Origin of the sequence: Rothia nasimurium (assembly GCF_928381415.1) — a bacterium.
In the GTDB taxonomy this organism is placed as follows: Bacteria; Actinomycetota; Actinomycetes; order Actinomycetales; family Micrococcaceae; genus Rothia; species Rothia nasimurium_H.
Genome location: NZ_CAKMSF010000004.1, coordinates 190037 through 203326 on the forward strand (window position 1 = coordinate 190037; position 13290 = coordinate 203326).

10 protein-coding genes are annotated in these 13290 nt (G+C 55.4%); 8 read left to right on the forward strand and 2 right to left on the reverse strand.

The window, feature by feature from the left end:
* Window positions 1–11 precede the first annotated feature (11 nt).
* The 5 genes from L7A20_RS06200 to L7A20_RS06220 all read left to right on the forward strand — a co-directional run bounded on the left by L7A20_RS06200 (window position 12) and on the right by L7A20_RS06220 (window position 8756).
* On the forward strand, window positions 12–821 hold the full coding sequence (locus L7A20_RS06200) for an energy-coupling factor ABC transporter ATP-binding protein (RefSeq protein ID WP_237222778.1): 810 nt from the start codon (window positions 12–14) through the stop codon (window positions 819–821).
* Entirely contained in the window at window positions 818–1432 is a 615-nt protein-coding gene (locus L7A20_RS06205) for an energy-coupling factor transporter transmembrane component T (protein WP_237222779.1), read from the forward strand. The genes L7A20_RS06200 and L7A20_RS06205 overlap by 4 nt, the downstream gene beginning before the upstream one ends.
* 95 nt (window positions 1433–1527) lie before the next feature.
* On the forward strand, window positions 1528–3282 hold the full coding sequence (locus tag L7A20_RS06210; RefSeq protein ID WP_237222780.1) for an ABC transporter ATP-binding protein: 1755 nt from the start codon (window positions 1528–1530) through the stop codon (window positions 3280–3282).
* Window positions 3279–5201 (forward strand): ABC transporter ATP-binding protein, encoded by a 1923-nt coding sequence (locus L7A20_RS06215; RefSeq protein ID WP_237222781.1) that lies wholly within the window; start codon window positions 3279–3281, stop codon window positions 5199–5201. The genes L7A20_RS06210 and L7A20_RS06215 overlap by 4 nt, the downstream gene beginning before the upstream one ends.
* A 177-nt stretch (window positions 5202–5378) precedes the next feature.
* Window positions 5379–8756, forward strand: a complete 3378-nt coding sequence (locus L7A20_RS06220) for a DEAD/DEAH box helicase family protein (RefSeq protein ID WP_237222782.1) — start codon at window positions 5379–5381, stop codon at window positions 8754–8756.
* A 10-nt stretch (window positions 8757–8766) separates the two neighbouring features.
* Here L7A20_RS06220 and L7A20_RS06225 read toward each other — a convergent pair whose 3' ends face one another.
* Entirely contained in the window at window positions 8767–9087 is a 321-nt protein-coding gene (locus L7A20_RS06225; RefSeq protein ID WP_237222783.1) for a nucleotidyltransferase family protein, read from the reverse strand.
* A gap of 73 nt (window positions 9088–9160) precedes the next feature.
* Between L7A20_RS06225 and L7A20_RS06230 the strand changes: the two genes are divergently transcribed.
* From L7A20_RS06230 to L7A20_RS06240, 3 genes are read left to right on the forward strand one after another with little or no spacing between them, the layout of a single operon-like run.
* Complete coding sequence (locus L7A20_RS06230; RefSeq protein ID WP_237222784.1) at window positions 9161–10642, forward strand: type I restriction-modification system subunit M; 1482 nt, start codon at window positions 9161–9163, stop codon at window positions 10640–10642.
* Entirely contained in the window at window positions 10639–11709 is a 1071-nt protein-coding gene (locus L7A20_RS06235; protein ID WP_237222785.1) for a restriction endonuclease subunit S, read from the forward strand. Before L7A20_RS06230 ends, L7A20_RS06235 begins: the two co-directional genes overlap by 4 nt.
* 46 nt (window positions 11710–11755) lie before the next feature.
* Complete coding sequence (locus L7A20_RS06240; protein WP_237222786.1) at window positions 11756–12763, forward strand: hypothetical protein; 1008 nt, start codon at window positions 11756–11758, stop codon at window positions 12761–12763.
* Between the two features lie 23 nt (window positions 12764–12786).
* Here the strand turns inward: L7A20_RS06240 and L7A20_RS06245 are convergent, their stop codons facing one another.
* Window positions 12787–13224, reverse strand: coding sequence for a prevent-host-death protein (locus tag L7A20_RS06245; RefSeq protein WP_237222787.1), 438 nt, complete (start codon window positions 13222–13224; stop codon window positions 12787–12789).
* Between the last annotated feature and the right edge of the window lie 66 nt (window positions 13225–13290).

Here is a 13290-nt window from a genome sequence, read left to right on the forward strand (position 1 = left end):
CGATAGAGCCCGTGTTTTTTTCTCGCTCTTCACGCGCAAGCGCTGCAAGCCCGTCGGCCCGGTTTTCGGACGACGGGCTGCTTGCCACCCGCTCAGCCACCGTTACCGTTGATACCGGCACCAGCGACCGCACTCTCTTACACAACATTACCGTGGAGCTCTCTGCCCCGCGCACCGCAGTGCTCGGCCTCAACGGCTCGGGCAAGTCAACCTTCCTACGACTCTTCAACGGGCTCTCCCAGCTCACCTCGGGCGAGGTCACCGTACACGGGGTGAGCGTGAGTGAGCATCTACCTGCGGTGCGCTCGCGGGTGGGTATGCTCTTTTCAGACCCCGGCGCCCAGCTGGTGATGCCGACGGGGGTTGAGGATGTCGAGCTCTCCCTTCAGCACATCAAGGGTAAGGACGCCCGCCGCGCAGCAGCCCTGGCTGCCCTGGCGGAGCGCGGGGTTGAGCACCGGGCCTTTGACTCTGTTTATAACCTCTCCGGGGGTGAGAAACAGCTGACGGCTCTAGCCGCCGTACTCGCTATTGACCCTAAGGTTCTACTTTTAGATGAACCTACAACTTTATTAGACCTTAAGAATAGGTTGAAGTTTATCAGCCTGCTCGATAACCTGCCCCAGCAGCAGGTCATCTCCACCCACGACCTTGACCTAGCCGCCACCTGCGATGAAGCTATCGTCATTCACAGCGGCCATCTCCTAGCCCAGGGGCCGGCCAATGAGGTACTGAAAGACTACCGCCACTGGTGCGCCACCGGCTTCCCCGCCCTACCCGAACCCACTGACCCCGGGCGTCCTAACGGGAGCGGGGCATGAACCTAGCCAACCAGCTCTTTGGCACCTATCAGCCCCTGAACACCCCGGTACACCGAGCCCCCCTGTGGTCTAAGGGCAGCTTCATACTGCTGCTAGGCTTCTACCTCGCTGCGACCTCCCACTGGGGTTTTGGGCTGGCAGCCCTCACCCTCGTGCTTGCCCTGGGAGCCCTGGCTAAAATCCCCTGGCGGTCCTGGGGGAAGGCACTACTATCGCTCTTCTGGTTGCTTCTGATCCTGACGGCCTACTATCTGATCAGCAAGAAAATCGCAGCCGGAGCCGACGTCATTCTGACCCTGCTCACCATGATTGCCGCTTCAAGGGTCTTGCTCTGGTCAACTCCCCTGCCGGTGCTTATTGACGGTTTCATCTGGCTGTGCGCCCCTCTCAAGTGGGTAGGAGGATCCCCTGAACGGGTGGGCCTGGCCCTGGCATTAATGGTTCGCTCAATCCCGGTGATTATGGATAGCTGGAACCTCATTCAGGCAGCTGTGGCAGCTCGAGGAATCAAGGTGGCCCCATTCCGCCTCTTCATTCCCCTGGTCATTGCCACGGTAGCCTACGCCCAGGAAACCGGCGACGCCCTGGCCGCCCGGGGCCTTGACCGGTAAAGAATCTAGGCAAGCTCAGCCAAGAGGGGCATAATAGAAAGGACGAAGGTGCAGAGATGCACCTTTTTTCTTTGACGAAAATGCCCTAGGATTCCATGAAAATCACCCAATTCATTCACCGGCGAGAATGGTTACTCGCCCTGGTGGCGGTGCTGTCCATCGTGGCTCAGGTCTACCTTGACCTCAAGGTTCCCGAGTACATGGAGAACATCACCCTCACCATCTCAACCCCCGGGTCCGAACTGAGGGACGTCACCTCAGACGGCACTCTCATGCTGGCAGCAGCCCTGGCCTCGATGGTCTGTGCCATTATCACCGGCTTCTGCACCGCAATTTTCGGTACCACCCTCGCCCGGCGCATGCGGGCCGGGGTCTACAACAAAACCTTTGACCTCTCCAGTGCCGAGGTGAACCACATTGGCACCGACAGCCTGATCACCCGCTCCACCAACGATGTCACCCAGGTGCAGATGTTTGTGGTGATGGGCCTACAGATGAGCATTAAGGCCCCCATCATGGCGCTCTGGGCTAGCTCCAAAATCGCTACCCAGTCGCTGACATGGACCATCCCTACCGGGATCGCCGTCCTTGCCACCCTGCTGGTGTTGGGCGTCGCCATGGGCCTGGCCATCCCCCGCATGATGCGCATGCAGAAAATCACCGACCGTCTCAACCGGGTGACCCGCGAGCACCTGACCGGTTTGCGCGTCATTCGGGCCTACACCACCGGGGACTTCCACGAAGAGCGCTTTGAAGAGGTCAACACCGACCTGCGCAACACCACCCTCTTCGTCAACTCCACCATGGCCTTCATCATGCCCCTGCTGACCGCCATCATGACGGGCCTGTCCCTCTCCATCTATGTGCTGGGTGCTGTGCTGATTGACGGCACCGCCGACCTAACCGAGCGCGTCACCCTCTTTGGGCAGATGGTGGTCTTCTCCACCTACGCCCTGCAGGTGGTCACCAGCTTCATGATGATGACCGTCATCTTTGTCATGGGCCCGCGAGCCCTGGTCGCCTGGCGTCGCATCCGCGAGGTGCTCTCCACCGAGCCTGCGATTGTGGACGGCGGTGCGAGCGCTGGGGTTGCCCCGGCAGGTTCCCTGGAGTTTAGGGACGTGTCCTTCCGCTACCCCGAGGCTGACGGGGACGCCCTGCATTCGATTTCCTTTACGGCAGCCCCGGGTGAGACCGTGGCGATTATCGGCTCGACCGGCTCGGGTAAGTCGACCCTGGTGAACCTGATTCCGCGTTTTGCCGATGTGCGCGAGGGGGCGGTACTGGTGGACGGCGTTGATGTTCGTGACTGGAACCAGAAGGACCTGCGCGACCGCCTGGCCTATGTGCCCCAAAAGAGTGTGCTGTTCTCTGGCTCGGTGGCCTCGAACCTAGCCCTGGGTGAGGGCCTGCACCCGGTAACCCCCGAGGACGTGGTGGCAGCGGCTCACGCTGCTGCGGCAGCTGAGTTCGTGGGGAAGAAAGAGGACGGCTACGCCTCGGCTGTTGCCCAGAACGGCAAGAACTTCTCGGGCGGCCAGCGGCAGCGCCTGTCGATGGCCCGGGCCTTTGCCCGCGGCGGGGAAATCATGATTTTCGATGACTCCTTCTCAGCCCTGGACTATAAGACCGAGCGGGATATCCGCAGCCAGCTCAAGAACTCCGCTAAGGGGGCAACCATTGTGGTGGTGGCCCAGCGTATCGGTACGGTACGGGAGGCCGACAAGATTCTGGTGCTCGATAAGGGCCGTCTGGTTGGCTCTGGCACCCACGAGGAACTGCTGGCTACCAACGAGGTCTACCAGGATATTGCCCTGTCCCAGCTCTCTGAGGAGGAACTTCGCTCATGAGCCAGTCACCAGTCTTTACCCCCGAAGAGCTAGAATCAGCCCGCCGGGGCCTAGAGTCCGCTGAGCAGCTGCGCGATAGCCAGCTCAAAAGCGAGAAAGCAGGACGCCCCGGAGGTCACGGCGGGCCCGGCGGCCCGCCGCGCGCACCCATGCCGGGGCAGGCGTCCGCCCCTTTTAAGCAGACTATGGGCAAGCTCCTTGCCTACCTGCGCCCGGTGCTGCCGGGCATGGTGGTCGCTATTGTCGCTGCCGTCATCGGGGTGGTTCTTACCATTGTTGCCCCGCAGTTCCTTTCGGCGATTACCGACGAGATTCAGAAGGGCTTCACCGGCCAACTGAATATGGGCGAAATCTACCGACTGATGTGGATCTCTATCGGCATGTTGGTAGCCTCCCTGCTCTTGAGCCTGGTGGAGGGGCAGATCATGGCCCGCTCAACCGTCTGGGTATCGCGCTCCATGCGCCACGACCTAGACCGCAAAATCGACCGGCTCCCCCTGGCTTACATGGACAAGGGTTCTACCGGCGATACCCTCTCGCGCGTGACCAATGACGTCGATACCCTGCAGCAGACCCTCAACAACTCCCTGGCTACCACCATCACCGGTGTGGTCACCCTGGTGGGCTCAGCCGTCATGATGTTTGTAACCGACTGGCGCATGGCCCTCGCCGCTATCGCCGCCTCCCTACTCGGCATTGTGACCTCCGGCTTCGTGCTGGCCCGCAGCCAGAAGTACTTCGTGGCCCAGCAGCAGCTCCTCGGTAAGCTCAACGGCCACATCGAAGAAACCCTCAGCGGCCACTCCATGATTCGCGCCTACAACGGTGAAACCGCCGCCCGCGCCGAATTTGCCGACCGCAACACCGACCTCTATCGGGTGGCCTGGAAGTCCATGTTCTTCTCGGGCCTCATGTTCCCCCTCATGGGTTTCATCGGCAACCTGGGCTACGTGGTGGTCTGCGTGGTTGGTGCCGCCCTGGTTCTGAACAACACCATTACCTTCGGCGTCATCGTCGCCTTCATCGTCTATGTCCGCCTCTTCACCAACCCCCTAGGCCAGCTCGCCCAGTCGGCTACCTCCCTGCAATCGGCGGCGGCTGCGGGCGCTCGCGTCTTTGAGTTCTTGGAGGCCGAGGAGCTGGAGGACGAGTCCGCCAAGAGCACCCCCCTGCCGAACCCCGTGCGCGGCGCTGTGGACTTTGAGGACGTGCGATTCAGCTACGAGCCGGGCAAGGAGATTATCCACGGCTTTACCGCCTCTGTGGCCCCCGGCCAGAAGGTGGCGATTGTGGGCCCGACCGGGGCCGGTAAGACTACTCTGGTCAACCTGCTCATGCGCTTCTACGAGCTCGATTCGGGGCAGATTCGCATTGACGGGGTACCCACCACCGACCTGACCCGTGAGCAGGTTGATTCCCTCTTTGCTATGGTGTTGCAAGATACCTGGCTCTTTGAGGGCACGCTGCGGGAGAATGTGGTGTACGGGGCTGGTGAGGTCAGCCAGGAGCGCCTGGATGAGGTCATGGCCTCGGTTGGCCTGGACGAGCTGGTATCGCAGCTGCACGACGGGTACGACACGGTACTGACCGACCAGACCCAGCTTTCTGCCGGGCAGAAGCAGCTGGTCACGATTGCCCGCGCCATGGTGGCTCAGAAACCCCTACTGATTCTGGATGAGGCTACCTCGTCGGTCGATACCCGCACTGAGCTGCTGATTGCCCGGGCCCTGGGCCAGCTGGCCGTGGGCAAGACCTCCTTCGTGATTGCCCACCGCCTCTCGACCATCCGGGACGCCGACGTCATCTTCGCTATGCGCGACGGCGACATCGTCGAATCCGGCTCCCACGCTGAGCTGCTGGAGCGCGGCGGCTTCTACGCAGAGCTCTACAACTCGCAGTTCGCGGGGGCGGACGAGTAGGGAGGGCGGATCAGGATCCCTCTCGCTGCCGCCCGCCCCCTCCAAGGGGACCTGATTTCCAAAAAGGGACCGCATAATGTGCGGTCCCTTTTAGGTTTTGAGGTCCCCTTCCAAGTGCTGACCAGGCTAAAATATGTGTGATTGCACCTACACCTTCTCGCACAGTCATGAGGCGCTATGTCTAACTTTGCTTTTGTTTACCAGGCCCTGCCGGAGCTCTACCAGGATTGCGCCAAGGCCGAGGGCTATCTGGTGACGGACGCGCCCACCGCCTGCTTCTACGCCCGGCGGGCTATCGAGGGTTTGGTTGAGCATATCTACCGGGTGCGGGGTATTTATCGCCCAGAGCAGGCCACGCTGGCGACCTTGACCAGCAATGAGGCTTTCTCTGTATTTCTCGATAATGACAAGCGCCTGAAGTTCAAGACTATCCGCCACCTGGGAAACGATGCGGCCCATAACTCCCGGAGGGTCCTTTCTGAACGGGACGCCGAGCGGGCGGTGACCGATCTGTATCACCTGATGGTCTGGGGTGTGTACAACCATTCGGCAACCCCAGCCCTAGCTCCTATGGGCAGGGCTTTTGACCGCCAGCTGATTCCCACGCTGTGCCGCCAGGCAGAGCAGCGAGCTCTGACCCAGCAGCGCATGGCTGAGGCTGAGGCCGAGCGCACGGCTGAGCTGGAGAGACTTGCTGCTGAGCACCAGGCGCGGGTTGACGCTATGGACGCTGAGCTAGAGCGTCTTCGTGCCCAGTTAGCTGAAGCCCAGGCGGCTAGGCCCCTGCCCGATACCCACGACTATAACGAGGCTGAAACCCGCGACTACTTCATCGACCTGCTCCTGGGTGAGGCTGGCTGGCCCCTTGCCAATACGCGGGACCGTGAGTACCCGGTGACGGGCCTGCCCACCCCCAGTGGCTCGGGCCGGGTTGATTACGTATTGTGGGGTAGGGACGGCCGCCCCCTCGGCTTGGTTGAGGCCAAGCGGGCCCGGGAGTCGGTGGATGTTGGCCGTGACCAGGCAAAGGCCTATGCGGACGCCCTCCAGGCGGCGACCGGCGTCCGCCCGGTTATTTTCTATACAAACGGCTATACCCACTACCTGTGGGATGACGCTGCAGGTTACCCTCCGCGTGAGGTGCAGGGTTTCCTCACCGAAGATGAGCTGGCCCTCTTGATTGAGCGCAGGACCAGCCGCCATCAGTTGAGCGGTCAGCAGGTGAATACTGAGATTGCTGGGCGCGACTATCAGTTGCGGGCTGTTGCTTCGGTGGCTGAGGCTTTTGATGCCCGGCGTCGTAAGGCCCTGCTGGTGATGGCGACCGGTTCGGGTAAGACCCGTACAACCATCGCTCTGGTGGACCTGCTTTCACGCGCCGGGTGGGTCAAGCGCGTGTTGTTCCTTGCTGACCGCACTGCCCTGGTCAACCAGGCGGTCAAGGCCTTCAAGGCTCACCTTCCCAACCTGGCTACGGTGAATCTGGTTGAAGATAAGCAGGCCAATGGCCGGGTTTATGCCAGCACCTACCCCACTATGCTAAACATCATTAACCGCACCCGGGCTGAGGGTGAAGCTACCCTGCGTGAATTCGGTCCCGGCTATTTTGACCTGATTGTGGTCGATGAGGCTCACCGGTCGATCTATGCCAAATACAAGGCAATTTTTGACTACTTTGACGCCCTGCTGGTGGGGCTCACCGCTACCCCTAAGGACGAGGTTGATTTCAATACCTATGCTCTCTTTGACTTGGAGGCCGGGGTCCCGACCGATGCCTACACCCTCGATCAGGCGGTCAGCGACGGTTATCTAGTGCCGGCGCGGGGCTTTAGCGTGGGAACCCGTTTCTTGCGTGAGGGTATCCGTTACGACCAGCTGAGTGAGGCAGAGCAGGAGCAGTGGGAGTCTGCCGACTGGGGTGATACTGTGCCCGAAGAAATTACCAGCGAAGCCTTGAACCGCTTTCTTTTCAACGCCGATACGGTCGATAAGGTGCTGACCACGCTCATGGAGCACGGCTACCGGGTTGCTGACGGTGAGTTGCTAGGTAAGACCATTATTTTTGCTAAGAACCAAGCCCACGCTGATTTTATCTATGAGCGGTTTAACGCGCTCTTCCCCGGCTACGGCGGCTCCTATGCCCAGGTGATTACTAACCGCACGTATGCGGCGGAGTCAGCGATTGAGAAGTTCTCTGAGCCGGAGTCTCTGCCCCGCATTGCCATCAGTGTGGATATGCTCGATACCGGCATTGATGTGCCTGAGATTCTGAACCTGGTCTTTTTCAAGCTGGTACGGGCCAAGACCAAGTTCTGGCAGATGCTGGGGCGCGGTACCCGCCTGGCCCCCGATATTTTTGGCCCCGGGGCCGATAAGACGGACTTTTTGGTCTTCGATTTCTGCCAGAACCTGGAGTATTTCAGCCAGGATCTGCCCGGCTCTGAGGGTCAGCTGGCTAAGCCTGTCTCTCAGCGGGTGTTTGAAACCCGGGTGAGGCTGGCCCGGGCCCTGGTGGGTTCTGGCTCTGTAGCTGCTGGGGACGATTACGCGGTGGCTGTGCGCTCTGATCTGGCTGCCTTTGTGGGCAGGTTGGATCTGGGCAATGTGCTGGTGCGCCCCCACCGGGCAGCGGTGGAGCGCTTTGCATCCGCGGACGCCTGGGCGCAGCTTTCTGAGGCAGAGGCCGAGTTTGCGCTGAGTTTGGGGGCTGTTGCCTCAACGGTGCCGGTCGAAGGAACCTTGGAAGCCAAGCAGTTTGACCTGCTCATGCTCGGGGCCCAGCTGTCTGCCCTCACCGATGATTCTGCCGCACTGGCCCGCACCAAAGAGGTGACCCAGACCCTGGCCGAGGATCTGCTGACCAAGGCAGCGGTTCCTGCCATCGCGGCCGTCCTGCCCCACCTGGAGCAGTTGGCTGCAGATGACTGGTGGGTGGATGTCTCCCCTGCCCTGCTGGAGTTCATGCGCAAGAAGCTGCGCGGTGTCACCCACCTGCTCGATAGGGGCCAGAAGAAGATTGTCTACACCAATTTTCAGGACGAGCTCATCGACCCGGTTGAGATCGAGGTGGTGCGCACTCAGGTGGGTATGAACCAGGAGCGGTTTGAGCAGAAAATGCAGGAGTACCTGCGCGAACACCTGGATGCGGTGGCTGTGCAGAAGGTTCTTCGCGGCAAGCAGCTGACAGACGAGGATTTTGCGGCTCTGGCTGATTTGATTGACGCTTCGGGTATTGGCGGGCCTGCAAATGTGCAGATGGCGCGTGAGTCCGGGGGTCTGGGTGTGTTTGTGCGCTCGCTGGTGGGTTTGAGCCGGGACGAGGCCCGGGCGGCTTTTGCGGCCTTTTTGGATGAGTCGCGGTATTCGGCGACGCAGATTCGGTTTGTGCAGCGCATTGTGGATGAGCTGAGTGAGAATGGCACGGTTGACCCGTCGCGTCTCTATGAGGACCCCTATGTAAGTTTGGGTGACCCGCTTGAGATGTTCGGGGACAATGACGCCTTTGAGATTGTCTCGATTCTCAACCGTATCAGGGCTACGGCCGAGGTGGCTTAAAGGAAATTTTTTAGCAGATGGTGACTAGGTCTTTCTTGGCTTCTACTGAGATTTTCTCTCGCAAAATCGTGGGTGTAACAACATCAACCCTGACGCCTAAGAGTCGTCTGAGTGATTCTGATATACCAGCAAGTTTCATGATGGTTGCGCCTTTGGTGTCGTCAATGTCAACCATGATGTCGATGTCGCTGTGTGCATTAGCGTCCCCGCGTGCGACTGATCCGAAAAGCCTGGGGTTGGTAGCTCCATACTTGGTGAAGATTGCGCCGATAGCGTCGCTGTTATCAGCAATGAGTTTCTGTAGTCTCAGTGAATCTGCGCTGGCTGTCATGTTCCCTAGTCTACGCAAGGTTTTCTTCCCTGTGTAGGGGTGCCTTGAGGCATAACCCCATATACTTAGAGCTATGGCTATTGCAATCTCGGGCGAGACTAAATCGCGTATTGATCGTATTTGGAATGATTTTTGGTCGGGTGGTATTTCTAACCCGCTTGAGGTTATTGAGCAGATGACTTATCTGCTGTTTATTCGTCGTTTGGATGATGCGCAGACCCGTGCTGAGAAGAAGGCTCGGTTGACTGGCCGCCCGGTGGAGAACCCGGTGTTTGGTGAGGGTCAGGAGTTGTTGCGGTGGCAGAATTTTAAGAATCAGGATCCGCAGGTCATGTTTGACCTGATGAATTCTGGTATTTTCCCCTTTTTACGGAACTTGGGGAGCCAGGTGGGTGGCGAGGCGTCCACTTATTCGCAGCATATGAAGGACGCTACTTTCCGCATTCCCTCCCCTGCCTTGTTAGCAAAGGTGGTTGACCAGTTAGACGCGATAGCTCTTGATGATCTTGATACGAGTGGCGACTTATATGAGTACATGCTGTCGAAGTTGGCCACATCGGGTACGAATGGCCAGTTCCGTACTCCGCGTCACATTATTGAGTTGATGGTGGCGATGATGGCGCCTGATGTTGAGGACGTCATTGTGGACCCTGCCTGCGGTACGGCTGGTTTTTTGGTGGCTGCTGCTGAGTGGGTACGTGAGAATCGTGACCCATTTACAAACGCTAAGCACCGGGAGCATTTCCATGAGGGTATGTTCCACGGGTATGACTTTGATTCGACCATGTTGCGTATTGGGTCGATGAATATGATGTTGCACGGGGTGAATAACCCTGATATTCGCTACCGTGATTCTTTGAGTGAAGGTGCGAGTGAGGACGCCGAGAAGTATTCCTTGATTCTGGCGAATCCGCCGTTTGCGGGGAGCTTGGATTATGAGGCCACGAGTCAGGATTTGTTGAAGGTCGCTAAGACGAAGAAGACTGAGCTGTTGTTTTTGGCTCTGTTTTTGAAGTTGTTGAAGCCTGGTGGGCGGGCTGCGGTGATTGTGCCGGATGGCGTTTTGTTTGGGTCGTCAAAGGCGCATAAGGACGTTCGCCGAGCCCTAGTTGAGGACCAGAAGCTGGATGCTGTGGTGAAGTTGCCTTCGGGTGTCTTTAAGCCTTATGCAGGTGTGTCAACCGCGATTTTGTTCTTCACGAAGACGAATTCGGGTGGCACTGATGAGGTGTGGTTCTTTGATGTTGAGGCTGATGGGTTCAGTCTGGATGATAAGCGGAACCCGGTGGAGGCTAATGACTTGCCGGAGGTTTTGAAGCGCTGGGCTGAGCGTGATGGGGCTGAGCGTGAGCGGGCCCGCACGGAGAAGTCTTTTACTGTTCCTAAGAGTGAGATTGTGGAGCAGGGCTATGATCTCTCTATTAACCGCTATAAGGAGCTGGTTTTTGAAGAGGTGGCCTATCGCTCCCCTGAGGAGATTATTGCGGAGTTGGAGCAGACCCAGCGCGAAATTGGCGAGCACATTGAGCAGCTGAAGAAGGTGATGGGGCTGTGAGCGAGACAAGGACGGTGAGGCTCGGTTCTTTGATTAAACCTGCCGGTAAACGCGCTGGCGAGAATAGCGAATTGCCAGTGTACTCAGTAACAAAACACCAAGGTTTTGTCCCTAGCCTAGAGTACTTTAAAAAACAGGTCTTTAGCCGCGAGACTAAGAGCTACAAGGTAGTTGAACAGGGACAGTTCGCATATGCAACAATCCATCTTGATGAGGGTTCGATTGGTATCGCACCTGAGAAATGCATCATTAGTCCTATGTATACCGTTTTTGAGGTGGCATCGGAGGAAGTGATTCCAGAGTATCTGTTGCTATATCTCAAAGGACCACGCGCAATGGCTACCTATCCTCTTCTGGGACAGGGCGCAATCGAGAGGCGAATGGCCATCTCTCTGAAGTCCCTAAGCACACTCGAAATTCCACTTCCACCGCTTGAACATCAAGAACAAGAAGTAAAGTCGTTCAACCTTCAAACAACAATCACTAAAAAACGTGAGCGCCAGCAGGAGCTTTATACAGAACTTGAACGGTCACTTTTTATTTCAATTTTTGGCAATCCAGAAACTTGGGCAAATAAATTTGAAATGACTACAATCGGTGATTTAGCGAAGTCTACTCAATATGGCACCTCAGCTAAGGCAGGTGCTACTGGAGAGTATCCTGTGCTTCGCATGGGAAATATTACCGATGATGGAAAGATAGACCTTTCTGATCTCAAATATATGGACTTGTCTCCTGAAGAGGTTGAGAAGTATACAGTTCGCAAGGGCGACCTCTTATTCAACCGCACCAATTCAAAGGAAAAAGTTGGTAAAGCTGCTGTTGTGCTGACGGATGAGAAACTAGCCTATGCTGGTTACTTGGTGCGGGTTCGGTTTAAGAATCCTGACCACGCTCATTTTGTTGCAGCTTTCCTTAACAGTGATTACGGTCGTAAGCTCCGGCGGAAACTAGCAAAAACTGCTGTCAACCAAGCCAACATCAATGCAAAAGAACTAACGAAAATACCCATCATCGAACCGGAAAATGCAAAAATAATCAATTTTAATAATTTTTTCACTTTGTAATTAAATGCAAAAAATAAATCCCCAATTTTAGTTGAAATAAAAAATAATGACAGCTGTATATCTTACAATATTTGTAATTTTTGGATTTTTTCTAATACAAATGCTGTTTGCGTTACTGGAGTCAAAATCAAGACAACAGCCTCCTACATTTATAGGATACCTTCCACTGTCACTCATCGGGAATAATCCAAAAATTCTAGTCAAAACATTTCTATCAAGATTTTTGATTTATTGTATAGTTTTCACATTTCAAATAGGAACACTATACAAAATCGCAGGTAAAGACTTAAATATATCAAATTACTACTACCTGCTAGTAGCAATTTTAGCAAGTGGCACGCACTGGATTCACAGAAACTACAGGCCCTTCCTGATAGAATTTAGAAAGTTTAAGTACTTTCTATTCCACCTAGTAGCACTTTCAATCCCAATTACGGCATCGATATTTATCTGGATTTTATTTATCAAGACTGATTTAATTATTCGCCTCTCGCCCTCTTGGGATTCGCTAATAGACAATGCATGGGGATCGCTGTTTGTTGCCCTAGTTCTGATCTGGTACTTTAACTTTTTTCAGCAACCAGAATCAGTAATCACTAGGGAAGAAAAAGTGAGGATTGAAAAAGAAGATAGAAAGCATCAAATTATCAATACCGAACTTTTAAATATATCCAAGAAATATAATGAAGTTCTGCGCCAAGCCTCGTTAGAGTCAAGTAATTATCTATACTCACTGCTTGTTTCAATCCTTATATTTGAAAACTTAAATCGGCCTTCGATTATTAGATATTTTGAAAATTTATTTGTCCGATTAACCGGCATCGAATCCACAGTTGGCATAGGCCAAGTGCACTCAAAGCAACCACTGTCAGATTCAGAGTCGATTGAGATTCTACTCAATAATATAACAAACCTTCATCGGGAATATTTGGACATTGATGATATATTAATAAAAATCAATAATTGCAAAACTTTTAGCACTGAAGTCAAATATATTTTTGAATACATATCAAGTGATAATCTAGCCAATCTAGCTATAGAAAAATTCTCGTAGAACCCCAGAAAAAAATAACAAAGTCAGTATTGAGCAACAAGCCACTCTGCCTCTACCTGATTCAGCCCAGCAGCAAGCGCAGTCGCGGACTCAAACCAGCTCGTTACCTCAACCAGTAAAGTCTTTGGCTGGTTGGTAGCAAATGCAGCTCGGGCAGTGTCGATCAGTTCACGGGCACAAAGCTCACGGTCCTCAGCATTGAGCGCTAACATCCAGGGGAAAACAGTGGTCATACGCTCAGCCAGTGAACCACCCTCAAGTGTTGTGGCGGCAATAATCTGAGCTGCAATCGCAAACATGTCGCGACGTTCGTCGGCCTCGTGCTCAGTCATCAGCACCAGGTTTTCACCATCATGTCGAGTCACCAGAACAGGCTGAAACTCAACCGCTTCAAAAACTGGTTTGGGGTTGCGGCTCAGCTCAGAGGAGTTGAAAGTTTGAGCGTAGGTATGAGCAGACATAGCAACAGACTATTCAGAAATAGTTCTGAAAACAAGAGATTTTGAGACACTCTATCCAAGTCCAGC